This window comes from Aeromicrobium ginsengisoli (genome assembly GCF_004134905.2).
Lineage (GTDB): Bacteria > Actinomycetota > Actinomycetes > Propionibacteriales > Nocardioidaceae > Aeromicrobium > Aeromicrobium ginsengisoli.
In genome coordinates this window covers 878993-905472 of sequence record NZ_SDPQ02000002.1, presented here as the reverse complement: position 1 = coordinate 905472, position 26480 = coordinate 878993, and the positions used below count along the sequence as shown (strand labels likewise).

General features: G+C 69.1%; 32 protein-coding genes. 9 read left to right on the top strand and 23 right to left on the bottom strand.

Annotation, left to right across the window (positions count from 1 at the left end; translation table 11 throughout):
* Positions 1–49: 49 nt before the first annotated feature.
* The 4 genes from ESP70_RS11300 to ESP70_RS11285 all read right to left on the bottom strand — a co-directional run bounded on the left by ESP70_RS11300 (position 50) and on the right by ESP70_RS11285 (position 3949).
* Positions 50–976 (bottom strand): carbohydrate kinase family protein, encoded by a 927-nt coding sequence (locus ESP70_RS11300; RefSeq protein ID WP_149689353.1) that lies wholly within the window; start codon positions 974–976, stop codon positions 50–52.
* Positions 973–1734 carry an ATP-binding cassette domain-containing protein gene (locus ESP70_RS11295; protein WP_149689352.1) on the bottom strand — a complete coding sequence of 254 codons (762 nt, stop codon included), beginning with the start codon at positions 1732–1734 and terminating at the stop codon, positions 973–975. The genes ESP70_RS11300 and ESP70_RS11295 overlap by 4 nt, the downstream gene beginning before the upstream one ends.
* The gene (locus ESP70_RS11290; protein ID WP_149689351.1) at positions 1731–2783 is read right to left on the bottom strand and encodes an ABC transporter permease; all 1053 of its coding nucleotides are present in this window, start codon (positions 2781–2783) and stop codon (positions 1731–1733) included. Before ESP70_RS11290 ends, ESP70_RS11295 begins: the two co-directional genes overlap by 4 nt.
* Before the next feature lie 77 nt (positions 2784–2860).
* The gene (locus tag ESP70_RS11285) at positions 2861–3949 is read right to left on the bottom strand and encodes a substrate-binding domain-containing protein (protein WP_188110595.1); all 1089 of its coding nucleotides are present in this window, start codon (positions 3947–3949) and stop codon (positions 2861–2863) included.
* A 95-nt stretch (positions 3950–4044) separates the two neighbouring features.
* Between ESP70_RS11285 and ESP70_RS11280 the strand changes: the two genes are divergently transcribed.
* Together ESP70_RS11280 and ESP70_RS11275 are read left to right on the top strand one after the other, a co-directional pair.
* A complete protein-coding gene (locus ESP70_RS11280; protein ID WP_149689350.1) occupies positions 4045–5076 on the top strand; it encodes a LacI family DNA-binding transcriptional regulator in 1032 nt (343 codons plus the stop codon).
* A 69-nt stretch (positions 5077–5145) separates the two neighbouring features.
* On the top strand, positions 5146–5343 hold the full coding sequence (locus ESP70_RS11275; protein ID WP_149689349.1) for a DUF6458 family protein: 198 nt from the start codon (positions 5146–5148) through the stop codon (positions 5341–5343).
* Here ESP70_RS11275 and ESP70_RS11270 read toward each other — a convergent pair.
* The 6 genes from ESP70_RS11270 to ESP70_RS11245 all read right to left on the bottom strand — a co-directional run bounded on the left by ESP70_RS11270 (position 5294) and on the right by ESP70_RS11245 (position 9945).
* Entirely contained in the window at positions 5294–6556 is a 1263-nt protein-coding gene (locus ESP70_RS11270) for an MFS transporter (RefSeq protein ID WP_149689348.1), read from the bottom strand. The genes ESP70_RS11275 and ESP70_RS11270 overlap by 50 nt on opposite strands.
* Positions 6557–6564: 8 nt before the next feature.
* Positions 6565–7086 carry a helix-turn-helix domain-containing protein gene (locus tag ESP70_RS11265; RefSeq protein ID WP_149689347.1) on the bottom strand — a complete coding sequence of 174 codons (522 nt, stop codon included), beginning with the start codon at positions 7084–7086 and terminating at the stop codon, positions 6565–6567.
* A gap of 49 nt (positions 7087–7135) precedes the next feature.
* Positions 7136–8251, bottom strand: coding sequence for an S-adenosylmethionine:tRNA ribosyltransferase-isomerase (locus ESP70_RS11260; protein WP_149689346.1), 1116 nt, complete (start codon positions 8249–8251; stop codon positions 7136–7138).
* A gap of 1 nt (position 8252) precedes the next feature.
* Positions 8253–8939, bottom strand: coding sequence for an SDR family NAD(P)-dependent oxidoreductase (locus ESP70_RS11255; RefSeq protein WP_149689345.1), 687 nt, complete (start codon positions 8937–8939; stop codon positions 8253–8255).
* A 72-nt stretch (positions 8940–9011) separates the two neighbouring features.
* Positions 9012–9422, bottom strand: a complete 411-nt coding sequence (locus tag ESP70_RS11250) for a hypothetical protein (protein ID WP_149689344.1) — start codon at positions 9420–9422, stop codon at positions 9012–9014.
* Between the two features lie 61 nt (positions 9423–9483).
* The gene (locus ESP70_RS11245) at positions 9484–9945 is read right to left on the bottom strand and encodes an aminoacyl-tRNA deacylase (RefSeq protein ID WP_149689343.1); all 462 of its coding nucleotides are present in this window, start codon (positions 9943–9945) and stop codon (positions 9484–9486) included.
* A gap of 106 nt (positions 9946–10051) precedes the next feature.
* On the opposite strand from ESP70_RS11245, the gene ESP70_RS11240 reads away from it, so the two are divergent.
* Together ESP70_RS11240 and ESP70_RS11235 are read left to right on the top strand one after the other, a co-directional pair.
* On the top strand, positions 10052–11263 hold the full coding sequence (locus ESP70_RS11240; protein ID WP_188110594.1) for a S1C family serine protease: 1212 nt from the start codon (positions 10052–10054) through the stop codon (positions 11261–11263).
* A 48-nt stretch (positions 11264–11311) separates the two neighbouring features.
* Entirely contained in the window at positions 11312–12172 is an 861-nt protein-coding gene (locus ESP70_RS11235) for an NUDIX hydrolase (protein ID WP_149689341.1), read from the top strand.
* Positions 12173–12309: 137 nt separating this feature from the next.
* Here the strand turns inward: ESP70_RS11235 and ESP70_RS11230 are convergent, their stop codons facing one another.
* From ESP70_RS11230 to ESP70_RS11200, 8 genes are all read right to left on the bottom strand, one after another.
* Positions 12310–12513, bottom strand: coding sequence for a cold-shock protein (locus tag ESP70_RS11230; protein WP_056208020.1), 204 nt, complete (start codon positions 12511–12513; stop codon positions 12310–12312).
* Positions 12514–12681: 168 nt separating this feature from the next.
* On the bottom strand, positions 12682–13635 hold the full coding sequence (locus ESP70_RS11225) for a DUF8094 domain-containing protein (protein ID WP_149689340.1): 954 nt from the start codon (positions 13633–13635) through the stop codon (positions 12682–12684).
* Entirely contained in the window at positions 13632–14771 is a 1140-nt protein-coding gene (locus tag ESP70_RS20120; protein ID WP_188110593.1) for a hypothetical protein, read from the bottom strand. Before ESP70_RS20120 ends, ESP70_RS11225 begins: the two co-directional genes overlap by 4 nt.
* A 104-nt stretch (positions 14772–14875) precedes the next feature.
* Positions 14876–15781, bottom strand: a complete 906-nt coding sequence (locus ESP70_RS11215; RefSeq protein ID WP_149689339.1) for a co-chaperone YbbN — start codon at positions 15779–15781, stop codon at positions 14876–14878.
* 56 nt (positions 15782–15837) lie between these two features.
* On the bottom strand, positions 15838–16386 hold the full coding sequence (locus ESP70_RS11210; RefSeq protein ID WP_188110592.1) for a PH domain-containing protein: 549 nt from the start codon (positions 16384–16386) through the stop codon (positions 15838–15840).
* Between the two features lie 7 nt (positions 16387–16393).
* On the bottom strand, positions 16394–16552 hold the full coding sequence (locus tag ESP70_RS20115) for a hypothetical protein (RefSeq protein ID WP_188110591.1): 159 nt from the start codon (positions 16550–16552) through the stop codon (positions 16394–16396).
* Between the two features lie 75 nt (positions 16553–16627).
* Positions 16628–17590, bottom strand: coding sequence for a methylmalonyl Co-A mutase-associated GTPase MeaB (gene meaB / locus ESP70_RS11205; RefSeq protein WP_223148703.1), 963 nt, complete (start codon positions 17588–17590; stop codon positions 16628–16630).
* A gap of 10 nt (positions 17591–17600) precedes the next feature.
* Entirely contained in the window at positions 17601–18791 is a 1191-nt protein-coding gene (locus ESP70_RS11200; RefSeq protein ID WP_149689338.1) for an acetyl-CoA C-acetyltransferase, read from the bottom strand.
* A 131-nt stretch (positions 18792–18922) separates the two neighbouring features.
* Here ESP70_RS11200 and mce point away from each other — a divergent pair, with 131 nt between their 5' ends.
* The 3 genes from mce (at position 18923) to ESP70_RS11185 (ending at position 22213) form a co-directional block, all read left to right on the top strand.
* Positions 18923–19369, top strand: coding sequence for a methylmalonyl-CoA epimerase (mce, locus tag ESP70_RS11195; RefSeq protein ID WP_056404573.1), 447 nt, complete (start codon positions 18923–18925; stop codon positions 19367–19369).
* Positions 19370–19462: 93 nt separating this feature from the next.
* A complete protein-coding gene (ccrA, locus tag ESP70_RS11190) occupies positions 19463–20800 on the top strand; it encodes a crotonyl-CoA carboxylase/reductase (protein WP_149689337.1) in 1338 nt (445 codons plus the stop codon).
* Between the two features lie 216 nt (positions 20801–21016).
* Positions 21017–22213, top strand: a complete 1197-nt coding sequence (locus tag ESP70_RS11185) for a coiled-coil domain-containing protein (RefSeq protein WP_149689336.1) — start codon at positions 21017–21019, stop codon at positions 22211–22213.
* Here the strand turns inward: ESP70_RS11185 and ESP70_RS11180 are convergent, their stop codons facing one another.
* The 4 genes from ESP70_RS11180 to ESP70_RS11165 form a co-directional block, all read right to left on the bottom strand.
* Positions 22214–22996: an alpha/beta hydrolase gene (locus tag ESP70_RS11180; protein ID WP_149689335.1), complete on the bottom strand. Its 783-nt coding sequence runs from the start codon at positions 22994–22996 to the stop codon at positions 22214–22216. It lies immediately after the preceding gene.
* An 8-nt stretch (positions 22997–23004) separates the two neighbouring features.
* Positions 23005–23274, bottom strand: a complete 270-nt coding sequence (locus tag ESP70_RS11175; protein WP_223148732.1) for a hypothetical protein — start codon at positions 23272–23274, stop codon at positions 23005–23007.
* Between the two features lie 9 nt (positions 23275–23283).
* A complete protein-coding gene (locus ESP70_RS11170) occupies positions 23284–23634 on the bottom strand; it encodes a hypothetical protein (protein ID WP_149689334.1) in 351 nt (116 codons plus the stop codon).
* A 111-nt stretch (positions 23635–23745) separates the two neighbouring features.
* Positions 23746–24939, bottom strand: coding sequence for a 3-hydroxyacyl-CoA dehydrogenase family protein (locus ESP70_RS11165; RefSeq protein ID WP_149689333.1), 1194 nt, complete (start codon positions 24937–24939; stop codon positions 23746–23748).
* A gap of 82 nt (positions 24940–25021) precedes the next feature.
* Between ESP70_RS11165 and ESP70_RS11160 the strand changes: the two genes are divergently transcribed.
* Both ESP70_RS11160 and nucS read left to right on the top strand, forming a co-directional pair.
* Positions 25022–25405, top strand: a complete 384-nt coding sequence (locus ESP70_RS11160) for a hypothetical protein (protein ID WP_149689332.1) — start codon at positions 25022–25024, stop codon at positions 25403–25405.
* Positions 25402–26079, top strand: a complete 678-nt coding sequence (nucS, locus tag ESP70_RS11155; protein WP_056398224.1) for an endonuclease NucS — start codon at positions 25402–25404, stop codon at positions 26077–26079. Before ESP70_RS11160 ends, nucS begins: the two co-directional genes overlap by 4 nt.
* Here the strand turns inward: nucS and ESP70_RS11150 are convergent.
* Positions 26076–26459 carry a hypothetical protein gene (locus ESP70_RS11150; protein ID WP_149689331.1) on the bottom strand — a complete coding sequence of 128 codons (384 nt, stop codon included), beginning with the start codon at positions 26457–26459 and terminating at the stop codon, positions 26076–26078. The two genes, nucS and ESP70_RS11150, sit on opposite strands and share 4 nt — an antisense overlap.
* Positions 26460–26480 lie beyond the last annotated feature (21 nt).

Below are 26480 nucleotides of genomic sequence, written 5' to 3'. Positions count from 1 at the left end.
GCGTCCGAGCATAGGACAGCGTCGACGGCGGGCCCGACCTGCCCGAGCGCTAGCCAAGAGCGATCGGCGGCAGCTCCTCGCGCGTCGGCGGCTCCGCACCGGCCCGCCCGACGGTGATGGCCGCCGAGATGTTGGCGTGGTGCATGTACGACCGCAGGTCCGACAGCGACAGCCCGCGTACGCCCGCAGCCGGGTCCGACCCCCCGGCACCGACCAGGCCCGTCGTCATCATCGCGTCGATCAGGCCCGACATGTAGGAGTCGCCGGCGCCCACCGTGTCGATGACCGGCGTCGTCGACGAGGCCACGTGCACCTCGCCCGCGGCGTGCACGGCGAACGAGCCCCGCGCGCCGGCCGTGATGACCACCAGGCCGGCACCGAGGGCGATCCAGCTGCGCGCCACCACTGTCGGCGCAATGCCCGGATGGAGCCAGTCGAGGTCCTCGTCGCTGACCTTGACGACGCCACACGACGCGACGAGCCGGTTGAGCCGGTCGAGCACCGCGTCGCGGTCGTCGAGCAGCCGCGGCCGGATGTTGGGGTCGAACGTCACGAGCGCCGTATCCGCTGCCCGCTTGACGAGGTCTTCGACGGCATCCGCGCCCGGCCCGAGGTAGGCCGCGATCGACCCGGTGTGCACGAGCGGTCCGATCGGCACCGAGTCGAGACCCGCCGGGTCCCACGTGATGTCGAAGTCGTAGCGCGCGGCACCGCGGGCATCGAGCCACGCCGTCGCCGTCGAGGTGGGACCCGGCCCCACGCTCAGCGGCGCCAACCTGACGTTGCCCCGCTCGAGTGCCGCGCGGACCACCTGCCCGCGATCGTCCTCGCCGATGCTCGTCGCCAGCATGACCGGGTGACCCAGGCGGCCGAGGCCGACCGCGACATTCGCCGGACTGCCGCCTGGGTGCTCGCTGCGCCGGCCGTCCGACCGCACCACGATGTCGACGAGCGACTCCCCCACGACGAGGATCACGTGACGACCATGGCACCGGTCATGATCGCCACTGCCTCCTGCGGCGTGTGCGTCTTGGGGGTGATGACCGCGGCGCGGCGCCCGAGGCGCTGGATCTGGATACGGTCGGCGACCTCGAAGACCTGGGGCATGTCGTGGCTGATGAGGATCACCGGCATGCCCTGGTCACGCAGGTCGCGGACGAGCTGCAGCACCTGCGCCGACTCGCGTACGCCGAGCGCCGCCGTCGGCTCGTCGAGGATCACGACCTTCGACCCGAACGCCGCCGCACGGGCGACCGCCACCGCCTGCCGCTGGCCACCCGAGAGGTTCTCGACCGCCTGCGTCATGGACTGCAGCGTGGAGATGCCGAGGTCCTCGACCTGCTGCTTGGCGCGATCGCGCATGCCCTTCTTGTCGAGCATCCGGAACACCGACCCGCGCACGCCCGGCAGTCGCTGCTCGCGACCGAGGAACAGGTTGCTCGCGATGTCGAGCGCCGGCGACACGGCGAGGGTCTGGTAGACCGTCTCGATCCCGGCCTTGCGGGCGTCGTCGGGGCGGTGGAACTCGACCGGCTTGCCCTCGACGAGGATCTGCCCGGCGTCCGGCGTGTAGGCGCCCGACAGGCACTTGATCAGCGTCGACTTGCCGGCGCCGTTGTCGCCGATGATCGCCAGCACCTCGCCGGCGTGCAGCTCGAGGTCGACGCCGGCCAGGCCGACGACATGTCCGAACGTCTTGACGAGGCCGCGAGCCTCGAGAATTGGCGTGCTCATGCGCGTACCTTCCTGATCCACTGGTCGACGGAGACCGCGATGATGACGAGCACACCGACGGCAAGGGTCTGGTAGAGCACGTCGAGGCCCGCCAGGCTCAGCCCGTTGCGGAACACGCCGACGATGAGGGCGCCGATCAGGCTGCCCCACAGGGCGCCACGGCCACCGAAGAGGCTCGTGCCACCGATCACGACAGCGGTGATCGAGTCGAGGTTGGCGTCGACCCCCGCGTTGGGGCTCGCGGCGTTGACGCGGCCCATGAGGATCCAGCCGGCGGCGGCGAACAGCGCACCGGCGGTGACGTACACGCTGAGGATGACCCGGGTGACGTGGATGCCACTCAGACGGGCCGACTCCGCATCGTCACCCACGGCGTACACGTGACGGCCCCACGAGGTCTGGCTCAGGGCGAACGCCATGGCGACGTACATCAGGATCATCAGCACCACGCCGTACGTGATCTGGGCACCGGCGACGTCGAACGACTTGCCGGTCCAGGTCAGGAGCTCAGGCATGTCGATGCCGCGTGTCGTCGCACCGTCGGAGTAGAGGAGCGCCACTGCCGTGAACACGTTGAGGGTGCCGAGCGTGACGATGAACGGCGGCAGGTTGAGCCGCGTCACGAGGACACCGTTGATCACGCCGGTCGCGACGCCGACGATGAGCGCGGCGAGCAGCGCGAGGGGGCCTGGCCAGCCGTGGTCGGAGGCGACTCCGGCGGCCACCAGGGTCGACAGGATCATCGCGGCTCCGACGGACAGGTCGATGCCGGCGGTCAGCACGATCAGCGTCTGCCCGATCGCGAGGGCGCCGATGACGGCGACCTGCTGCACGACGAGCGACAGGTTGGCGGTGCTGAGGAACCGGTCGTTGAGCAGGCCGAACACGATCATCGAGATGATCAGCACGACGGCGGGGCTCAGCGCCGGATAGCGGTGGAGCAGGGTGCGCAGCCGGTCGAGCGGACTCGGCGGGCGGGTCAGGCCGGCGTCGCTCAACACCTCGAGCGGGTGGTCGACGAGCGCGGTGTCTTCGGGTTCATTGGTCATGGCGGATGGTCCTCTCGATCAGGGTCTGCGGGCGGGAACGGCGGGGTGCCCGGAAAGGGCACCCCGCCGTCATGCACTCAGCCCCAGCAGGTGGACTTGCCGGCCGTGGTGTCGACGCTCTCGACACCGTCCTGCGGGTCGTCGGTCACGAGCTTGACGCCCGTGTCGAAGAAGTCGAGACCGGGACTGGTCTTCGGCTTCGTGCCGTCCTTGGCGAGCTTGGCGATCGCCTCGACGCCCTTGGCCGCCATCTCGAGCGGGTACTGCTGGGCGGTCGCCCCGATGATGCCGTCCTTGACATAGCCGACTCCGGCACAGCCGCCGTCGATCGACACGATCGTGACGCCCTTCTCCTTGCCGGCGCTCTTCAGTGCCTGGTACGCGCCGTAGGCGGCCGGCTCGTTGATCGTGTAGACCACGTTGATGTCGGGGTTCTTCGACAGGCAGGTCTCCATGGCGGTCGTGCCACCGTCCTCGGCGCCGTTGGTCGCCTCGTTGCACACGATCTGGTAGTCGCCGCCGCTGTAGGAGCCCGACTTGGCCTCGTCGCCGTTCTTCTTCTTGTCCTTGGTCGGGATGCCCATTCCGGTCAGGAAGCCCTGGTCACGGTTGTAGTCGACCGAGACGACCTTGTCGTTGAACAGGTCGAGCATCGCGATGACGGCCTTCTTGCCGTCGAGCTTCTTGGCGGTCCAGGAGCCGATCGACTCGCCGGCCTTGAAGTTGTCGGTCGCGAACGTGATGTCGACGGCGTCGGCCGGGTCGGGCGGCGTGTCGAGGGCGATCACGAAGAGTCCGGCGGCACGGGCCTTGTCGATCGCATCGACGACGCCGGGACCGTTGGGCGTGATGAGGATGCCCTTCTGCCCGAGCGAGATCGCATTCTCGATCGCCTGGATCTGGGTGTCCTCGTCGCCGTCGGTCTTGCCGGCCGCGAGCTTGAGGTCGACGCCGTTGGCCTTCGCGGCCTTCTTGGCACCGTCCTGCATCGCGACGAAGAACGGGTTGCTGGTCGTCTTGACGATCAGGGAGACGCCGACGTCGCCGCTCGAGCCGCCCGAGTCCGAGTCGGAGCCGGAGCCGCACGCCGCGAGTACCAGGGTGGATGCCAGGACCGCCGTCGCGGCGGCCGCGAACCGGCGTCGGGAGACAGATGGTGTTTTCACGATGATTCCTCTCACAACGCCAGACCGTCTGACATCGTTGTCATAAAGTGTTCTACCTCACACAGAATCAGGCGTCAAGCGTTACGCTGTGTCCCATGACACCGTTGTCACCCAAACCGGCCCCGCGACAGCGGCCCACGATGAAGGACGTCGCCCGCGAGGCCGGCGTCGGCATCAAGACTGTCTCCCGCGTCGTCAACGGCGAGGGCTACGTCGGCGAGGCCACCGCCGCCCGCGTACGCGCAGCAGTCGAACGACTCGCCTACCGGCGGGACGTCAGCGCCGGCTCACTGCGCCGGGCAGATCGCCGCACCCTGAGCATCGGACTGCTGCTGGGCGACGTCTCCAACCCGTTCGACGCCCAGGTCCACCGCGGGGTCGAGGACGCCGCCGGAGCCGCGGGATTCGCCGTGCTCTCGGCGAGTCTCGACGAGGATCCCGAACGAGAGCGCGAGCTCGTGCCGACCATGGGCTCGTACCAGGTCGACGGCCTGATCGTGATGCCTGCGGGCCCCGATCCGACGGCGCTGCAGCGCGAGATGGACGCCGGCATGCCGGTCGTGCTCGTCGACCGCGGGGTCGAAGGCCTGGAGACCGACAGCGTCGTGGTCGACAACCAGAGCGGCGCCCGCCTGGCCACCGAGCACCTCATCTCGTACGGGCACCGGCACATCGCGTTCATGGGCGACCGGCAGTTCCTGCCGACGGCACGCATGCGTCTCGAGGGTTATCGCGAGGCGTGCTGGGCGGCCCGGGCGGCGACGCACATCATCCCGGACCTCTCCAACGAGTACCTCGCGGAGACGGCGACCCGGGCGATGCTGCAGGCGAGCCCCGCGCCGACGGCGATCTTCGCCGCCCAGAACCTCGTGACGATCGGGGTCGTCCGCGCCCTGCGCAGCCTCGGCCTGGAGCACGAGATCGCGGTGGTCGGTTTCGACGACATCTCCCTCGGCGACCTCGTCTCCCCCGCGATCACCGTCATCGCGCAGGATCCGCACCTCATCGGCAAGATGGCCGCCGAGCGCCTGCTGGCCAGGATCGGCGGCGACACCGGCCCTGTGGAGCAGATCATCGTCCCGACGTCGTTCCTGGTGCGGGGCTCTGGCGAGATCCCGCCGGCCTGACGCGCACGAAGTGCGGGCGCGTACGTGCGGCGTTACGGTCGAAAGGTTGACCCCCACGAAAGGTGAGCCATGTACATCGGAGGATCCATATTCCTTCTCGCCCTCGGTGCGATTCTGGCATTCGCGGTGCAGGACAACATCCAGGAGGTCGAGCTCACGACGGTGGGCTACATCCTCATGGCCGCCGGTGCGCTCGGCATCGTGGTCAGCCTGATCATCAACGGTCAGCGCAACCAAGGTCGTCGCGACGACCTGCCGCCACGCTGACGGGTTCGCGCACGAGGAACAGCGGCGCGGCAAGGGCGAGCACGACGCCGCCGACGATGATCGCGAACCCGGTCGACACGCCGGTCGCGATGACGCCCAGCGTGATCGCCCCGATCGAGCCTGCGGGCTGCATCGCCATGGAGGCCAGCGACAGCACCGTCGCGCGGTTCTCCTTGCCGACCTGATCGTGCAGCAGCGTCTCGTAGATCGCGCCGGCCGCGGAGTGCACGGCGTACGTCGCGAAGAGGCCCAGGACCAGCCCGACGGGGCCGGCCGCCAGACCCATCGCCACGACCGTCGCGCCCTGGACGATGCGCAGGGTGACCGAGACCCCGACCATGCTCCACCGACGCAGCAGGAGCGGGACCAACGCGGCGCCGACCGCGGACACACCCCATGCGGCAGCCGTGACCGGGCCCATGAGCGCGGCGGCGTGGTCGCGGTCCGCGAGCAGCTCGGACAGCCGGATCGGCATGAAGGACTCGAACGCGATCATGCCGAATCCCCAGAACAGTTCGACGGCGATGAGGGCCCGCAGGACTCGTGAACGCCACAGCAGCCGCCCGCCATCCAGGATGACCCGCGGCGTGGCGCGAATCGACCACAGGACGCCAGCCACTCGCGCCGACCGGTCCTCGTGCATGAGCAGCGTCGCGGCGACGATCTGCACCAGGGCCAGAGCCGTGGCGATCCAGTACGGCAGCGCGAGCGAGTCCTCCCGCCCCAGCGGGGCCCACAGGATGAACAGGCCCGAGATGATCGCCCCGGTCGCGATCGACGCGCCGACGACGCTGGCATATCCCGACAGCCCACGGGCCACCGTGCCACTCCGGTCCGCCACGGATTCGTCCTCATGGACGGCGTCGACGAACCAGGCGTTGAGAGGGCCGCTGTCGAGGGCCCGGAACACCCCGCTCAGCGCACTCGCGACCACAAAGGCCAGCGGAACCTGCGCGAGGGCGGAGGTGACGTACGACGCCAGGGCGACCACCGCCGAGGCGACGAAGACCGGCTTGCGACCCAGTGCATCCGCGAAGCCACCGGTCGGCAGCTCGAGCAGCAGCACGACGAACCCCTGGGTCGCGGCGACCATCCCGTACTCGGCGATGGTGAGCCCGCGTTCGAGCGGGAGCAGGGCGCCCACGGGGATGACAAAACCCGTCGGCAGCCACCGGAGGCCGGCGAGCACCCAGAAGCGCGTTCGCAGCGTCATGCCCGAGCTCATGCTCGCGGCAGGATCAGCGCGTGCAGGTTGACCCGCTCCGAGCCCTGCTTGCCCGCGTATCTCTGGACGACGTCGAAGATGTCCCGCTCGAGTGCCTCGATGTCGTCTGGATCGAGGGACAGCGAGTAGTCGCTCATGCCGATGCCGGGACGGTGCTCCGTCCACCTCTCGAGGTCATCACGCAGGTGCTCCTCCTGGCGGCGGCGCACGACGTCGAGATACTCCCGGCCGCCGTCAAGACTCGCGAGCGTGGCGGGGTACGTCGTCAGGTCGTACAGCGACTTCCAGCGCCGCTCTCGCCCGGACGGCTGCTCATCGGCGTCGCTGACGAAGCCGAACCGCTCGAGCTGCCGCAGGTGGTACGACGTCGAGCCGCTCGACTCGCCGAGCTCGCGGGCCAGCTCCGAGGCGGTCGAGGGACCCCGGCGACGCAGTGCGCCCAGCAGCTGCATCCGGAGGGGGTGCGAGACCGCCTTGAGCGTGTCGAGGTCCTCCACGACCTTGTTGGTGAGGGACATGCCTTCATCGTACGACTGCAAAGACTTCTTTGCAAACAGTTCTCTGCAGTCAGGCGGCCAGCGCCTCCGCCCGCGCCGGCAGCAGCAGCGCGGAGTCACCGAACTCATGCCAGTGATAGCCCGCCTCGACTGCCGCGTCGTACGCCGTCTGGGTCAGGCGTGATCCGGCCACGGCTTCCACCAGCAGCAGGTGCGATGCCGCCGGGTCGTGCCAGCCGGTGATGAGTCCGTCGACGATCCGCGGCGGCGCGTCCCGGGTGATTACGCGCTCGGTCCAGCCCGAGCTCGCCTCGACGGTGGCGCGGCCCGGCGCACCGCTCACGGCCGACTCCAGCGCTCGCGTGACGGTGGTGCCGACGGCGATGACCCGCCCTCCCCCGGCCCGCGTCGCGTTCACGAGCCGGGCGGCCGGCTCGCTGACCTCGAACCACTCAGGCTGCGGCGCTTCGCCGGCCTCCTGCGAGGAAACGCCGGTGTGCAGCAGCACCGGCGCGATCGCGATGCCGCGCGACACCAGGCGAGTCACGACGTCAGGCGTGAACGGACGGGCAGCACTCGGCATCTCGGCGCTGCCGGGGGTCGTCCCGAAGATCGTGCGGTAGTCCTCGATCGGATACTGCCGGTCCAGATAGCCGTACGCGATGGGGCGCCCGAGACTCGCCAGCACGTCCGGCAGTGCCGACGGGCCGGCGTACGTCGCGCGCCAGAGCCGGTTGCCACTGCCGGTGGGCGACGAGTTCTCGCGTGGGTAAGGCTCGAGCAGTGTGAGCGCCGCGCCCTCGACCGGCAGTCCCAGGGTCTGCCCGGCCGCCGCATCGAGCACGGCCCACGCGGCATCCGGCGCCGTGCGGATCTCGACGACCCACGTACCGTCCCGCAGGTCGGTCGCCACGTGCACCACGACCTCCCCGCTGGAGGCACCGTCGCCGGACAGCACGGCGTCGAGCTCTCCGGCCACGGTCTGCGACGCGTTGACCACGACGAGGTCCCCGGGCTCGAGGTGGTCCGCGAGGTCGCCGAACCTGGCATGCGTCACCTGGTCGCCGTGCGCGACCAGCAGGCGTACGTCGTCGCGGCGCATCCCGCGCGCCTCGGCCGGCGACGGCGCGGTCCGGTTGCCCGGCGGGGAGAACGTCGTCAGCGGTGCGATGTCGATCCGCGTCATCTCACGCCCCCGCTCGGGCCAGGACGAGGTCGGACGCCTGATGACGCCCGCTCGGTGGCCGGGCGTCGAGCAGCGCCAGGAACGCCGGCACGACCGACTCCGGCAGCGGCCGGTCCGAGATGTCCTGGCCGGGGAAGGCATCCTGATGCATCTGCGTACGCATGTCCCCGGGATCGACGGTCCACCACCGGACGTCGGGCGCCTCGACTGCGAGCGTCAGGGTGAGGTGCTCGAGCGCTGCCTTGCTGGCAGCGTACGCACCCCACGTCTCGTAGTGGTCGGCCGCGGCGTCCGACGTGATGTTGATGACCGCGCCTCCGACGTGCAGCAACGGCCACAACGCGCGGGTCAGGGTGACCGGCGCGACCACGTTGGTCTCCCAGACGTCACGCAGCACCTGGTCGTCCAGCTCCAGGACCGGCAGCAGCGGGCTCACGCCCAACGTGCTCGCGTTGTTGACGAGCAGGTCGAGGCCGGTGCCGACCGCCTCGACGAGGACAGCGCGATGTCCGGGGTCGGTCACGTCTCCGGCGATGGGTCGGACGCGGTCACCCGCCTGCCGGGCGGCAGCGTTGAGACGGGACTCGTCGCGGCCGGTGATGACGACGTCCCAGTCGCGCTCCGCCAGACCGGTGGCCAGCGCCAGGCCGAGACCGGCGGATCCGCCGGTGATGAGTGCACGAGGCATGAGGTTCTCCTTGGTGATGTCTGATGCACATCAGCCAACAACCTCAACGAAGGTTGAGGTCAACCCCGTGGCTCAACCGACCTTGCCGGCGAGCACGCAGTAGGTGAAGAAGATGACGCCGAGCAGCAGCCCGACGTGTCCGAGGATCGACAGGTAGGGCCCCTCGGCCCAGCTGTCGTCGACCGCTGGGGCCGCGTGCCTGCCGGCCCCGGGCAACCAGCGCGCAAGGATCAGGATGCCGACGACGACCTCGATCCACCAGACGACCAGCGCGACGAGTCCCAGCGCATCGCTCGGCGAGGTGAGGTAGAAGATCCACACGACGAGCGCCGTCACCCCGAGCACCGTGTGGGCGTTGAGGATCGTGCCGGGGATCTGGGCGTGACCTGGTTGCCGGCCCGTCGCGGACAACCGCATGCGCGTCAGAAGCACCACGACAGCGGCGAGGGCCGTCAGCATCCACAGCACGTTGTCGAGATCCACGCGTGCATCGTGGCACAGGTCGAGGGCCACGGGATACTGCCAGTACGGTTCCCGCCCTCGCCTACTGCGGCTCGGAGACGTCCGCGACCTGGGCGTCCAGGACGCGAATCATGTCGCCGGCATCGACCTTCAGCCCGACGCCGTGCGCGCCGCCACCCAGCGAGATCGTCCCGTCGACCCGCTCGTCGACGACGACCGGCCAGGCCCGGAGCGAACCGAACGGTGTGATCGTCCCCCGCTCGTAGCCCGTGGCCTCGAGCGCCACCGCCGCGTCGGGCATCGACATCCGCGAGACGCCGAGCAGCTGACGCAGCTTGGGCCACGAGATCGTCCGGTCACCGGGCACCAGCACGAACAGGAAGTCGTCGTCCGCGCGGCGCACGACCAGGCTCTTGACGAGCTGCCGCGGCTCGATGCCACGCGCGGCAGCCGCCTCGGCGAGCGATCCCACCGGGCCGTGCCGGGTCACCTCGTACGCGATGCCAGTGGCCTCGACGGCCGCGACTGCGCGCTCCTCGCTCACGCGTCGAGCGTACGCAATGAACTCTCAACACAAGTTGAGCCCACTCACAGCGTTCCCATACCAACCCGGACTTGAGTCGAAGACAGGACTCAACGAGGAGCACGCCATGAACGACCAACCCGGAACCACACCCGAACCGCAAGCGCAGCCCGAGTCGCCCCAGGCCCAGCCGCAGGCTCACGTACGCACGCGTCGCCGGCCCGGCCGATACGGCATCGCCGCCATGGCCGGCGCCGCGATCCTCGGCGTCTCGGGACTCACGTATGCCGCGCAGGCGGGCAACACCCCCACCACGGCGGCCTCGACCACGACCGGGCTGCCGACGCAGAGCCCGTCCGATCGCAACCTCTCGGTGCTGCCCCTCGATCGACAGGCCGGGTCGATCGACCAAGCCGGCACGACCGAGGCCACTGCCGCTCAGGAGGCCGGCCTCGTCTACATCAACACCACTGTCGACTACGGCGCCGGTCAGGCGGCCGGCACCGGCATGATCCTGACGTCCGACGGTGAGATCCTCACCAACCACCACGTGGTCGAGGGCGCGACCGCGATCACGGTGCAGGTCGTGTCGACCGGCAAGACGTACCAAGCGGCCGTCGTCGGCTACGACTCGACGCACGACGTCGCCGTGCTGCAGCTCAAGGACGCGTCGGGCCTGACCACGATCAAGCCCGACACCTCCGGCGCTGTGGCGGTCGGCGACAAGGTCACCGGCGTGGGCAACGCCAACGGCGACGGCGGTGCGGCCAGTGCCGCCGCCGGAACCGTGGCGGCGACCGACAAGTCGATCACGGTGCAGTCCGACGCCGGGTCCGGTCCCGAGCGGCTGAGCGGCCTGATCCAGGTCTCGGCCGACATCATCGCCGGAGACTCCGGCGGCGCGCTGTATGACAGCGACGGCGAGGTCATCGGCATGAACACCGCGGCATCGAGCGGCAGCGCCGACGTGACCGGATACGCGATACCGATCGGGCAGGCGCTCACGATCGCCGGCCAGATCGACGGCGGCACCGCGAGCAGCACGGTCCACATCGGCTCGACCGGCTTCCTCGGCGTGCAGCTGGTGCCGGCGGCGTACAGGCAGAGCAGCGGCGCGGTGGTGGCCGGCACGGTCGCCGACTCCCCCGCTCGGGCCGCAGGCATCACCCAGGGCAGCACGATCACGCAGTTCAACGGCACGTCGATCTCTTCGGCCGCCGACCTGTCCACGGCGGTGGCAGGCGTCGACGCCGGCAAGACCGCGACGGTGTCGTGGACCGATGCCGCCGGCACGAGCCACACCGCGACGGTCACACTGATTGCCGGCCCGATCGGCTGAAGCACGCCAGCAGCAAGGTCGCCCGCGGAGGGTCGGTAGCCTGAACAGGTGACCGAGACCCTCCGCGACGGCGACCTCGTGCTGGAGCCCACCTCCGGATCCGACGAGTTCACCGGGTTCGCGATCGTGCTCGAGGGCGAACGAGTCGGCACCGTCGCGCTGCGCGGCGAGGACAGACGGACGGCGTCGATCCGCTGGAACGCCGGCACCGACAACATCCCCGTCGCCGTCAGGGCAGTCCGCCTCGCCCTGGCGTACGCCTTCGAGAGCCTCGGCATGACGCGGGTCGAGGCCCGGATCCCACTCGAGCGTCTGGGTGACGTCCGCGCCGCCTCGATCGCCGGCATGCGCCGTGAGGGCGTGCTCCGCGGCGCCGGCGACGACCCGGACCGGGCGCTGCTCGCCCGGATCGTCGATGATCCCGAGCCGCACAGTCGCGACGGGTTCATCGCGATCCTCAACGCCGGGCTGCCGACCAAGCGCGTCATCAGTCAGGGCCTGCTGCGCGACGAGCGCGGGCGGGTGCTGCTGTGCGAGCTGACCTACAAGCAGGAGTGGGACCTGCCCGGCGGCGTCGTCGAGGTCGGCGAGGCGCCCTCGGTCGGGCTCGCACGCGAGCTCGAGGAGGAGCTGGGCGTCAAGGTCGAGGTCGGCGACCTGATCACGGTCAACTGGCTGCCGGCCTGGCGAGGCTGGGACGACGCGTGCATCTTCTTGTTCGACCTCGGGGTCGTCGACAGCTCGGTGACCGAGGACATGACGCTGCAGGCCACCGAGATCAAGTCGGTGCGCTGGTGCGATCCCGACGACGTACGCGCACACGCCGCTGCGGCCGCGATCGAGCTCCTCGAGGCCGTGGACGCCGGATCCCTGCCGACCTATCGCGAAGCCCCCAAAGCCGCGGAGTAGCCCCGCTGGGAGTGACGAGTTTCAGGCCGGTATCGGCGAGTCGCCAGCAACTCGTCACGCTCAGCGGGGTCGGGGCATGACGAAAGCCCCGGAGCGAGCTCCGGGGCTTTCGAGGGTGCTACTTCAGATCAAGAAGATCAGAGGGGACGGATGTTCGTCGCCTGCAGGCCCTTCTGGCCCTGCTCGACGTCGAACTCGACCTTCTGGTTCTCGTCCAGCGAGCGGTAGCCGCTCGTGGCGATCGCGCTGAAGTGCGCGAAAACGTCTTCGCTGCCGTCGTCGGGGGCGATGAATCCAAAGCCCTTGTCAGCGTTGAACCACTTGACGGTTCCTGTAGCCATGTTGTTTCTCCTCTTTGGCGAGTTGTCGCTCACGCCTTTCGCGAGCGACTGTCGCGACACACATCCAACCTGCGAGAAGAACTAGCTACCTTGCGGAACTTGATCAGCCGTAGAATCCAACGTCGTGCAACGCCACCATCGTAGCGGGTGAGGGCCCCCGTCCGCATCTCACTGCGAATCGGCACTCACGACCCCGCCGAACTGGCCGATCGCACGGGGCTTGCCAGTGCCGGGCGGGATGTAGAGCAGCACCTGGTGGTAGTAGCGCAGCTTGCCCGAGCTGGAGATCCCTGAGGACAGGAACGCCTGTTGCGGTGTGCCCTCCGGCCAGCTGATCGTGAGCCCGTCCTTGACCTCGTACGTGTCGAGCCGCAGCAACGTGACGAAAGCCAGCGCTCCCCCGTCCGTCGTGCGGAGGACGTACTTGACCGGATCGTTGCCCCACGACTGCGAGAACGTCACGCCCTCGAGCTTGGCGTTGTTCTCTGCGGTGGTCCGCATCTGCTTGATGAACGAGTCGTCGGCGACCTTGCTCGCATCTGCCGACGCCGGGTCGGCGAGCGTCTTGGCGTACGCCTTCGCGGCGGCCGAGGCCGACATCGACATCCCGACCGCGTCGTCGGGCTTCACGGTCAGCGCGTTCCCGCCCTCACGACGGATGTCGGGGATCTGCGTGTCGGCGAGCGTCTCCGGGCTGGCCACGAGGAGCCAGGGCTCGACAGCGGTCTCGCGCTCGAAGATCTGGACCCGGTTGACGCGTGCCGAGTCGTCGTGGACGACCGCGAAGAACCACAGCGGGTACTTCCCGAATCGTGGCGTCTGCACGTCGGTCACCTCGAACGCGCCAGTGTCCTGCTTCTGGGTCTTGGCCAGTCGCTGCGACACCTCGAACGAGCCGGAGTCGATCGCGAGCACGGGTCCGCTCTCGACGATCGACAGCGGCTTGGCGTCGAGCAGCTCGATCGCGGTGTTGCGGACCTTGCGGTACTCGCTGAACACCGCCGACACCTCGGACTTGCGGGCAGCGGTCTTCTCCAACGTCAGGTCCCCGCGCTGGTGCGGGACGGCGCACGCCGAGAGCGTCAGCGCGCACGCGAGCACGAGGAGGGACAGCCGTCTCACGTCTCCTCCTCGTCTTCGTCGACGAGCTCGAAGTCGCCGAGCTCGTCCTCGCTGACCTCGTGCTCGACGCCGTCCTCGTCGACGAAGACATAGACCACGCGCTGCTCGGGTTCCGGCTCGGGCTCGGGCTCCGGCACGGGTTCCGGCACGAGCTCGGGCTCCGGCACGGGTTCCGGCACGGGCTCGGGCTCCGGTTCCGGCTCCGGCTCTGGCTCCGGCACGGGCTCGGGCTCGGGTTCCGGCTCCGGTATGACCACGGGCTCCGGCATCGCGCCGGCGGCGATCTCTGCCGCCGTCAGGACTCCAGGGATCCGCGGCGCGACCGGCTCGGGCTCGACCGCCGGCTCGACGACCTCTGCCTCCTGGACAGGCTCGACCTCGGGCTCTGCCTCGACGACCTCGACGGTCTCCTCGACCACGTCGTACGCCTCGGCCTCCTCCGCCGACACCTGATGCTCGACGCCATCCTCGTCGACATAGACGTACACGACTTCTTCCTCGATGATCGGGCCTTCCTCGTCATGGGTGCCGGCGAGCAGTGGTCCGGCGTCGTGTCGGAGCCACCAGCTGGCCCAGACCCCGGCGAGCCCGAGCAGCAGCAACGCCAGGCCTTTGTAGAACCCTCCCTCGATGCCATAGGCCACCGTGACCTCGACACCCGACAGGTTGGTCGAGCCGACCGAGAGGATCGCGACCGAGACCGTCTCGTCGGGCAGCTCCGTGCTGATGCTGGCGCCACCGAGCCCGGCGGACTGGTCGATCCACCAGTCGAGGGCGGTGGGCGCACCCGGCAGATTGGGCTTTCCCTTGACCTCACGGGTCTTGAGGTCCCACGGCGTGTGGAATCCGGTGACCTCGAGCCGTTGGGTCTTGCCGACGTAGTTCTCGATGTCGACGCTGTTGGCGAGACCGACGAACACCGGCTTGCGGACCGGCACCTCGGCGAGGATGTCGACCTTGACGCCGGTCCACGAGATGACCTTGGGCTGGGTGACGATCGCGATGCCGTCGGTGTCGATCGGGTGGGGTCCCGTGGAGAACCGGCTGTCAGGGCCGAGCTTGATCATGACCGCGAGACCGAGGACCGCGATGACGACGCCGAGCACGCCAAGTGCCCAACTCAGCCTCGTCCGCATGTCCACACTCCCTCTTGGGCACCAACGACTGACGCCGCCGCGAGCCTATCGGGCATCGAGCCCGCGCTCGGACAGGTGGAGCGATACGTCCAGCGCCGCGTCGCTCAGAAAAGTGCTGACGCGAGAGCGCGGCGGGCCGTCGCGACCCGCGGGTCGGCGGTGCCGACGACCGTGAAGAGGTCGAGCAGTCGCTGGCGCACGAGCTCGCGGTCATCACCGGCCTTGCGCTTCACGAGCCCGATCAGCCGGTCGAACGCGTCGTCGACGTGACCGCCGCTCACGTCGAGGTCGGCGACGAGCATCTGGGCCTCCAGGTCGTCTGGTGCGTCGGCGGCAGCCTTGCGGGCAGCCTGCAGGTCGACGCCCTGCGTGCGGGCGAGCAGCTTGACGCCCGCGAGCCGCTCGGAGATCTCGGAGTCGGCCGGATACTGCGCCTGCAGCTTCTCGTACTCCGCGACCGCGGTGTCGAAGTCACCGGCGGCGAACGCCTCGTCCGCTGCGGCGAACCGGGGATCCTCGGCCTCCTCCGGCTCGGCCGGTTCGGCTGCCTCACCCGCGGGCTGGGCCCGGCCCGTGACGCCGTTCTGGGCTGCGACGTTGACCAGCTCGTCGAAGTAGCGACGTGCCTCCGCCTCCTCGACGGTGCCCTGGAACAGCGGGACGGGCTGGCCCTTCACGAGGCCGACGACAAGCGGCACGGCCTGCGCCTGGAGCGCCTGGGCGATCGCCGGGTTGGCGTCGATGTCGACCTGCGCCAGGACGATCTGTCCGGCGTACTGCGACACGAGGGCACCCAGCATCGCGTTGAAGCTCTCGCTCTGCGGCGAACGCGGCGACCAGAGGCTCAGCACGACGACGTGGTCCATCGAGGCCTGGAGGGCCGCGGTCTGGAAGTTCTGCTCGGTGATGTCGACGACGTACGAGCCACCGCCGGCGGCGGGCTGGCCCGGGCGGGCCGGCGGCTGCTTCAGCGCGGAGAGGTCGATGGCGCCGGGGCGCGAGAAGTTCATGCGCCCAGTGTATGAACTGGCGCGAAGACGGTGGCGGGTGACGGCCTGGGTGCCGGTCAGCTCCCTTCGAGGAGGCGTTGTTCCATCGTGCGGCCGCGCAGACCCGAGCGCTGTACGACTCGCTGGATGGTGAGGTCACGAGCATCGGGATCGCCGATGTAGCGGATGTGGCGCAGGCCCTGGGCCTGCGCCGCGGACTCGAAGATGAAGTGGCCGTAGCCGAGCATGCGCCCGAGCAGCGGCTTCTCGACCGTGATGTCGAGGATGCGGGTGATCGGCATCGTGGCGATACGGACCGAGAACACCCCGGTCGCCCTGAAGACCCGCATGTTGGTGACGACGAAGACGTCGCGGCGCTCGCGCATCGCGAGATAGGCGGCGTGCACCAGGAGGGCCAGTCCGCCGACGATGAACACCCAGCCGAGCTGAATCGGGCCGATGATGGCCAGGATCCACAGCACGACAGTGCCGACGACCTCGGCGACCGGCTTCCAGAACACGATGCCGTGGTGACGTACGAGATCGATCACCGCCTCGCCCTCTTCGGCGAGGAGATGGCTGTCGATCTCCTGATCAGGCAACCGGTCGAGCAGCGCCCGCAGCATCAGGGACCTAGTTGACGAGCTCGTTGAAGAACACGCCGACCTGCTGGAAGGCGTCCATGATGCCGCTGAACGCGCTGCTCACGAACTCGGCAGCATCGTCCGGGGTCGACAGCAGGTAGTAGATCGCGAAGCCGACGAGCAGCAGGAGGAAGACCTTCTTGAGCACATCGCCATTGTGTCGAAGTCCCTCCGCCCAGCCGTGAAGGCGCGCCGGGGACCGGCATTCCGTCGAGAAATGCGCTCAGACGTGCTCGACGAGCGTGTCGGCGGCGGCGAACGGGTCGGTCTCACCGGACAGGACCTGCTCGGCGAGCGTGTCGAGGCGGGCGTCGCCCGACAGGCCGGCGAACCTCGACTGCACCTCGGTCAGGGCCAGCGCCTCGATCTCACGGCGCAGCCGCGCGAGCCGGCGGCGCCTCAGCTCCCCGGACTCACCGAGATGCGTGCGGTGGGCGGCGATCTGCTCCGCGACCTCGTCGACGCCCTCGCCCTTGGTCGCGACGGTCAGGATGATCGGCGGCTTCCAGGCCCCGTCGGCCCGGTCGGTCATCGCGATGACCGAGCGCAGCTCCCGCCGCGTCGCCTCCGCCCCGTCGCGATCAGCCTTGTTGACGACGAAGAGGTCACCGATCTCGAGGATGCCGGCCTTGGCCGCCTGGATGCCGTCACCCATGCCAGGGGCCAGCAGGACGAGCGTCGTGTCGGCGAGGCCGGCGATCTCCACCTCGGACTGCCCCACCCCGACAGTCTCGACCAGCACGACGTCACAGCCGGCGGCGTCCAGCACCCGAAGAGCCTGAGGCGCGGAGGCGGACAACCCGCCGAGGTGGCCGCGGCTGGCCATCGAGCGGATGTAGACGCCGTCGTCGGTCGCATGGTCCTGCATGCGTACGCGGTCGCCGAGCAGCGCACCGCCGGAGAACGGCGACGACGGGTCGACCGCGAGCACGCCGACCCGCTTGCCCTGGGCCCGCAGCGCGTTGACGAGTGCCGAGGTCGATGTCGACTTGCCGACGCCCGGTGAGCCCGTGATGCCGACGATGTGCGCCGACCCCGTGTGCGGCGTCAGCGCGGCGCTGACCTCGCGCAGTGCCGGTGAGCGGTCCTCGACCAACGAGATCAGCCGCGCCACGGCCCGGGCCTCGCCGGCTCGTGCACGTTCCACGAGCTCGGCGACGGGAATGGCGCGGCTGCCTCGGCTCACCGTCTGGGGACTACTTCTGGGGGACGCGGATGATCAGGGCGTCGCCCTGGCCGCCGCCACCGCACAGCGCAGCCGCGCCGATGCCGCCACCACGGCGGCCCAGCTCGAGGGCGAGGTGCAGGACGATGCGGGCGCCGCTGGCACCGATCGGGTGGCCCAGCGAGATGGCGCCACCGTTGACGTTGACCTTGTCCTCGGAGATGCCCATCGCACGGGTGCTCTCGATGCCGACTGCGGCGAACGCCTCGTTGAGCTCGAACAAGTCGATGTCGCTGACCTCGATGCCCTCCTTGGCGGCAGCCTTCGCGATCGCGTTGGCGGGCTGCAGCTGCAGGCTGGAGTCGGGGCCGGCGACGACGCCGGCGGCGCCGATCTCGGCGATCCACGACAGGCCGAGCTCCTCGGCCTTGGCCTTGCTCATGACGACGACCGCAGCTGCACCGTCGGAGATCTGGCTGGCGGAGCCGGCCGTAATGGTGCCGTCCTTGCTGAAGGCGGGGCGCAGCTTGCCGAGCGACTCGACCGTGGTGTCACCGCGGACGCCCTCGTCGGCACTGATGACGATCGGATCGCCCTTGCGCTGCGGGATCTCGACCGGGACGATCTCGTCGTCGAACACGCCGTTCTTCTGTGCCGTCGCGGCGAGCTGGTGCGAGCGGGCGCTGAACGCGTCCTGCTCCTCGCGGGTCAACTTGGTGCCGTCGGCGTTGATCTGCTCGGTGAGTCCGCCCATCGCCTGGTCCGTCAGCGCGTCCCACAGTCCGTCGTACGCCATGTGGTCGGTGAGCTTGGTGTCGCCGTACTTGGTGCCCTCACGCGAGCCCAGCAGCATGTGCGGCGCCTGGGTCATCGACTCCTGGCCGCCGGCGACGATGATCTCGTGCTCGCCGGCGCGGATCAGCTGGTCGGCGAGCGCGATCGCGTTGATGCCCGACAGGCACACCTTGTTGATCGTGATCGACGGCGTCGTCAGCGGGATGCCGCCCTTGAACGCGGCCTGGCGGGCCGGCACCTGGCCGGCTCCGGCGCCGAGCACCTGGCCCATGATCACGTAGTCGACCTGGTCACCGGTCACGCCGGCCTTCTCCAGGGCGCCCTTGATGGCCAGACCACCGAGGTCCGAGCCCGACAGGGTCTTCAGGCCACCGAGGAGGCGGCCGATCGGGGTGCGCGCACCGGCGACGATCACGGACTGGGTCATGGGTTGCTCCTTCGCAAGATCACGTCTTCGAAAAGACCGTGATCTCCACTTTACTCAGAGGTAACGTCGGTGTGCCGTTCTGTGCGATGGATCACGCCACACTGCCGTCCCGGTGCCATACCCTCGTGTCCATGCCCGACAGCCCCCTCGTCCCCGACCACCTCCTCCTCGCGATCGACCACGTCGGCATCGCGGTCCCGGACCTCGACGACGCCCTGGAGTTCTACGCCTCGACGTTCGGCCTGCACTCGGTCCACGAGGAGATCAACGAGGAGCAGGGCGTACGCGAGGCGATGCTCGCCGTCGGCGACTCCGACCAGCGCATCCAGCTGCTCGCGCCGCTCAGCGACGAGTCGACGATCGCCAAGTTCCTCGCCCGCAACGGCCAGGGCATCCAACAGCTCGCCTATCGCGTTGCCGACATCGAGGCCGTCTCGGCGATCCTCCGGGAGCGCGGCGTCCGGCTGCTCTACGACAACCCCAAGCGCGGCACGTCCGACTCGCGGGTCAACTTCGTGCACCCGAAGGATGCTGGCGGCGTGCTGGTCGAGCTCGTCGAGCCCGCGGCATCGCACTGAGTTGGGGATCACAGCCCGAAGCCGTAGCCGCGGAAGTTAACGCTTAGTAACATCACGGAAACCCGCGCGCCCCCGAACCGAAGGATCCATGACGTGCAGAACATCCTTGATGCCATCCAGGCCGGCGACACCTCCTCCGAGGACTTCGCGACCATCGAGCCCCCCCAGACCTACAAGGGGATCACGGTCCACAAGGACGAGGCGGGCATGTTCGAGGGCCTTGCGAGCCGCGACAAGGACCCGCGCAAGAGCCTGCACCTCGACGACGTACCGATCCCCGAGCTCGCCCCCGGCGAGGCGCTCGTGGCCGTCATGGCGAGCGCGATCAACTACAACACCGTCTGGACCTCGATCTTCGAGCCGGTCTCGACGTTCGGCTTCCTCGAGCGCTACGGCCGCCTGAGCGAGTACACCAAGCGCCACGACCTGCCCTATCACGTGGTCGGCTCCGACCTCGCCGGCGTCGTGCTGCGGGTCGGGCCCGGCGTCAACAAGTGGAAGCCCGGCCGCGAGGTCGTCGCGCACTGCCTGTCGGTCGAGCTCGAGGCACCCGACGGCCACAACGACACGATGATGGACCCGGAGCAGCGCATCTGGGGCTTCGAGACCAACTTCGGCGGGCTCGCCGAGCTCGCGATCGTCAAGGCCAACCAGCTCATGCCCAAGCCCGACCACCTCACGTGGGAGGAGGCGGCGAGCCCCGGTCTCGTCAACTCCACGGCGTACCGGCAGCTCGTGTCCACCAACGGCGCCAACATGAAGCAGGGCGACACGGTGCTGATCTGGGGCGCCTCCGGTGGCCTCGGCTCGTACGCGACGCAGTTCGCGCTCAACGGTGGCGCGACGCCGGTGTGCGTCGTCTCCTCGCCTGAGAAGGCCGAGATCGTCCGCAAGATGGGCGCCGAGCTCGTCATCGATCGCTCCGCCGAGGGCTACAAGTTCTGGAAGGACGAGAACACCCAGGACCCCAAGGAGTGGCAGCGCTTCGGCAAGAAGATCCGTGAGCTCACCGGCGGCGACGACCCCGACATCGTGTTCGAGCACCCGGGTCGCGAGACGTTCGGCGCCAGCGTCTACGTCGCGCGCAAGGGCGGCACGATCGTGACCTGCGCCTCGACGTCCGGCTACATGCACCAGTACGACAACCGCTACCTGTGGATGAACCTCAAACGGATCGTCAGCTCGCACTTCGCCAACTACCGCGAGTCGTGGGAGGCCAACAAGCTGATCGACAAGGGGCTCATCCACCCCACGGTCTCCCGCGTCTATCCCCTCGCCGAGACCGGCCAGGCGGCGCTCGACGTGCACCACAACCTGCACCAGGGCAAGGTCGGCGTGCTGTGCCTCGCTCCCGAGGAGGGCCTCGGAGTCCGCGACGCCGAGAAGCGCGCGCTGCACATCGACAAGATCAACAGGTTCCGAGGGGTCTGAGGAACGAAGACCCGAGGAACACGTCGGCACTGCCCGAGGGGTCTGAGGAACGAAGACCCGAGGAACACGTCGGCACTGCCGAGGGGTCTGAGGCCTCGTCCGTACGGCCGGCCCGGTCCCCTGGGTGGGGCCGGATCGGCCGTGTCGATGCGCCTTTCCGGCGGGTATGGTGGACCCCACACCTGACAACCCCTCTCTTTCACGAATGGGAACAGCATGTCCGACCAGTCCGGATTGTCCATCTTCGACGCCGCCGAGAAGTCCGGCGACGCTTCCTTCCCGCTCGCGCGCCGCGGCGGCTACGACAGTGACGCCGTCGACGCCTGGGTCCGCACGCAGTCTGCCGAGTTCCAGAAGGCCGCCGACAGCCTCAAGGCCGTCCAGTCCGAGAACGAGAACCTCCGCGACCTGATCGAGAAGCTCAAGGATCGGGTCGAGGCTGTCGAGAAGCCGAGCTACACCGGCCTCGGCAACCACGCCGCCCAGCTGCTCGGCCTCGCCGAGCAGGAGGCCGAGGACGTCCGCAACCGCGCCGTGCGCGAGGCCGACGAGCTCGTCAAGAAGGCCGAGGAGGAGGCAGCGATCGTTCGCGCCACCGCCAACCACGAGGCCGAGGAGCTGCGCGGTCGCGCCGTCATCGAGCTCGAGGAGAAGCGCAAGCAGCTCCTCGAGGACGCCGAGGCGATGCATGCCGACGCGATCGCCCACACCGAGGACCTGCGCGCTCACGCCGAGCGCGAGGCCGCCCAGGTCAAGCTCGCCGCCGACCAGGACGCCCAGAACATGCGTCTCGGTGCGACGCGCGAGGTCGAGCAGGCCCGCGCCGCGGCCGACCGTGAGGTCACTGAGGCCCGCCGTGTACTGGCCGTCGAGAAGGAGCGTCTCGCCCGCGAGGCGTCCGAGAACCACGCGTCGGCGACCGAGCAGACCGCCAAGCTCGTCAAGGACGCCGAGACCCGCGCCAAGGCCGCTGACGACCGGGCCCGCGACATCATGGACCAGGCCGCCAAGGCTCGCGACGCCGCGAGCGCCGAGGCCGCCCGCCTGCTCGACAACGCCAAGGCCGAGGCTTCGCAGCTGGTCTCCGGTGCGAGCGCCGAGGCCCAGCACATCCGGGTCAGCGCCACGACCGACGCCGAGCGTCAGACCCGGGTCCTGCGGGCCGAGGTCGAGGAGCTGCAGCGCAAGCGCGACGGCATCATGGCGCAGATGGGCCAGCTGCGTGACATCGTCTCGACGTTCGCACCGAGCGCCGTCGTCAAGGACGATGACAAGGTCAAGGCCGAGCCCAAGGCTGAGGAGAAGGCCGCCCCGGCCGAGCCCAAGGCTGAGGCACCTGCGGAGGCGAAGGCCGAAGAGCCTGCTGCCGCCGAGGACGACGCCGACGAAGCCGTCGAGGAGAAGACGAGCTAGCTAGCGCGGTACGTCCTTGAACGCTGCGACCGTGCGGTCGCGGTAGGCCGAGGAGTCAGCGCGCTCCATCGGGCCGTCCCAGGTGTCCGGCAACGGCACCGGGACCCCCGGCGCGAGCTTGCGGGTGATCTCGTCGAGCGCGCGCTCGGAGTCACCGACCCACAGGTGCTTGGCGCCTTCGACGGCAATGACCTCTGCCTGCGGGATCGCAGCGAAACGCTCACGTGCCTCCGGCGGCTGCAGATAGTCGTCGTGCTCCGGGACCAGAGCCGTGACGGGCTTGCCGGAGGCCGCCCAGGCAGCGAGGTGCTCAGGCGTGGAGAAGCGCAGGGGCGGCGAGAGCAGCACAGCGCCCTCGACGGTCGGCTCCAGGCCGTACATCAGGGCGAGGTCCGTGCCGAACGACCAGCCGACCAGCCACACGTGCGGCAGCTCGGCGAACTCGGCGAACTCGACCGCGGCGGCGACGTCGAAGCGCTCGCCGACGGCATTGTCGAACGCTCCCCCGCTGGTGCCCTGCACGCTGGACGTGCCGCGCGTGTTGAAGCGCAGCACCGCAATGCCGGCCAACGCCGGCAGCCGGTAGGACGCCTTGCGGAACAGGTGGCTGTCCATCATGCCGCCGTGCGTCGGCAACGGGTGCAGGCAGATCATCGTCGCGACCGGGTCGCGGTCGGGCGGCAGTGCCAGCTCGCCGACGAGGGTCAGGCCGTCAGCGGTCTCGAGCGTGATCTGCTCGCGGCGGGCGGGCAGCACGGAGTTGCCGCGGATCTTCTCGGTCATGGTGGTCCTCAGTGCTTCCTGGCCCAGCAGGCCGTGTGCCAGTGCCGGCGCTCGTCGATGGCGGCCTCGCTCAGCAGCGCCTTCTGGACCGGCCACGCGACGACGTGCGGCGTCGCCGGGCGGATCAGCTGGTCGCAGCCGGGGCAGCGATAGTCCTTGGCCGCTCCCGAGCCGCGGAGCTGTCGTACGTACCAGGAGCCGTCGGCCTTGTGCTCGACCTGCTCGGTCGACATCCGCAACGGCGGGTGCGCACGGTGTGCGACGCGACGGCGGGACATGCCTCCAGTCTACGGAGCGCTGCAGTAGCGGCGGATCCAGCCTTCGTGGGCGCTGGTGGCCTTGATCGCCTGGTCGAACGTCAGCACGGAGACCTCGCGCCGGCCCTCACGCTGGAACAGCACGACATTCGTGAGCGTGGGCTTGTCGCTGCACGAGAGCCCTGCGGACTCCTGGGCCGACACGGCGGACGACAGCGCGGTCTCGGCGCTCTTGCTGTCCAGGACGATCGACGACGAGGTGCCGTAGCGGCTCGAGAACGACGAGATCGCGACGTAGCCGAGGACCAGCGCAACAGCGCACAGCAGCGCGACGCGACGCACCGCGCGCGCAGCGACGAACACCAGCGACGTGCTGATCATCGTTGCTCCTGTCCGCATACCCCTCTGGACAGAGCAACGAGGTGATCACCCCGTGGTTATCGGCATGGCGAGAAAAAGAACGTTGCCCGACACGCCGTAACTTTTCGCCGGTCAGTACGTGTGGAAGCCCGCTCCGGTCTTGCGGCCGAGCTTTCCGTCGGCGACCAGCTGCTGCAAGGTCGGCGCCGGCAGCCAGCCGGCGTGCCCGAACGTGCTGACAAGCGTCTCCTGGATCGCGAGCGAGACGTCGTTGCCGACGACGTCGAGCAGCTCGAACGGTCCCATCGGGAGCTTCGTCGCCTTCATGGCGTCGTCGATCTCAGTGAGGGAGCCACCGTCGGCCTCGTGCAGCTTGACGGCGTCGTTGAGGTAGGGGAAAAGCAGGGCGTTGACGATGAAGCCGGCGCGGTCGCCGCACGACACGGGGTGCTTGCCGGTCGACAGGCACAGGGCTCGGACGGTCTCGGCGACTTCGGGGGTCGTCTCATCGGCGGTCACGACCTCGACGAGCTTCATGACCGGCGCGGGGTTGAAGAAGTGCATGCCGATGACGTCCTGCGGACGCGAGGTCGCCGCGGCACACGCGGTGATCGACAGCGACGACGTCGTGGTCGCCAGGATCGCGCCCGGCTTCGCGATGCGGTCGAGGTCGCGGAACAGCTCGAGCTTGACCTCGAGGTCCTCGGCGATCGCCTCGACGATGATGTCGGCGCCGGCGAGGGCTTCACGCTCGGTCGAGCCGCTGAGCCGCCCGAGCACGGCCGACTTGCCGTCCTCGTCGAGCTTGCCGCGCGAGATCGCCTTGTCGAGGCTCTTGGTGATGCGGGCCTGGACACCGTCGAGCTTGTCGGCGCTGCGGCCGACGTAGACGACGTCGTAGCCGGCCTTGGCGAAGACCTCGACGATGCCGGACGCCATCGTGCCGGTGCCGACGACGCCGACGGTCTCGATGTCGTGGCGCAGCTGAGGAGAGTCGACCTCGTCCTCGCCCACGGCCTGCGCGAACGTCGTGCTGTCGGCGGCCATCTGGGTCAGGATGCTCACGGGCTGGTGCAGCTCGTCGCCGGTCTCGGCGAACAGCTTCTCCAGGCCGGTCGCGACGGTCTGCGGGCCGAGGGCGTCGATGAGCGCCAGCGGGCCGATCGGGTAGCCACAGCCGAATCGCATCGCGGCGTCGATGTCGTCGTGAGTCGCGTAGCCGCTCTCGTACATCGTGGCGGCGTGGTTGAGGTAGGGCAGCAGCAACGTGCGCGCGATGTCGGCGGCGGTGTCGTTCGCGCCCAGTCTCTCGACGATTTCCTGCATGGCTACTCCTGAGTAATAAGCGGGTCGTGTCAGACTAACCTGACCGTGCCGCTGGCTCCATGGGAGAACGATGAAACGACGTATGACGATGGTTACAGCCATCGTGGGCCTTGCTCTGCTAGGGCTTGGGGCCTGCGGTACCAGCGACGATCCGGCCGACAAGCCGACGCCGAGCGAGACGACGACGAGCAGCAGCCCGTCGACTCCCACGTCGGAGCCGACCGAGGATCCCTCGTCCGCGCTCTCGGGTGACTGGCACGACGTCGATGCCAAGTGGGTCGTGCACTTCCACGACGACGGGACGTACGTCGAGGACTTCGAGGGCGTCAAGGACTTCCGCGTCGGCACCTACGCCGTCGATGGCGCGACGGTCTCGTTGATCGGCGATGACGGCAACACGGACAAGGGCACGATCGAGGGCGACAGCCTCGTGTTCAAGCTCGGCACGCTGACGAGGATGAGTTGAGGATCGTCATCGCGCGGTGCCAGGTCGACTACGCCGGCCGGCTCGCCGCCCATCTCCCGCTTGCCACCCGCCTGATCATGGTCAAGAACGACGGATCGGTGCTGATCCACTCCGACGGCGGCTCCTACAAGCCGCTCAACTGGATGAGCCCTCCGTGCACGCTGCGCGAGGGCCTCGCCGACGACGGGGTCACCGAGTGGACCGTCACGGCCGGCAAGACCGACGACACCCTGCGCATCCGCATCGAAGAGGTCCTGCACGACTCGGCGCACGAGCTCGGCGTCGACCCCGGCCTCCAGAAGGACGGCGTCGAGAAGCACCTCCAGGAGCTGCTCGCCGAGCACACCACGGCGCTCGGTCCCGGCATGAGCCTCGTACGCCGGGAGTACATGACCGCTATCGGCCCGGTCGACCTGCTCTGCAAGGACGCCGCCAACGGCTCCGTCGCGGTCGAGATCAAACGGCGCGGCGACATCGACGGGGTCGAGCAGCTGACCCGCTACCTCGAGCTCATGAATCGCGACCCGTCACTGCGGCCCGTACGCGGCATCTTCGCGGCGCAGGAGATCAAGCCACAGGCCCGCACGCTCGCGACGGACCGCGGCATCGAGTGCGTCGTGGTCAACTACGACGAGCTTCGCGGCATCGACGACCCGTCACTGCGGTTGTTCTAGCCTTCGCCCGGTGAAGGTGGCCACGACCACGGTGGGGGCCCCGCGGCAGTGTGACCGCTATCGAGCCACGGTGCGGGATTGCTCGAGAAGCCACCGATCTGCTCAATCGTTCCGTCGGCCGTCGTCGCCCAAACCTCCGCGTCGCTCGACCGCCAGATGATGAGCGCGTCTTTGTGATGTGAAAGCTCGACATATTGGGTCCGATCGGGCCGCTGCCGGAACGTAAGAAGAACCTTCTCGTGCGGCGGGAATTCATAGACCATGCCCTCAGGCTCGATCTGAACGTAGAAATCCGTCTCGTCACCGGCATCGACGAGATACTGCGTTTCCCAGAAGGCGGCCGTCGTCACCCGCCTCGACGTGCGATTGAAGAGGCCCATGCGTCGACCGTACGGGAAGGC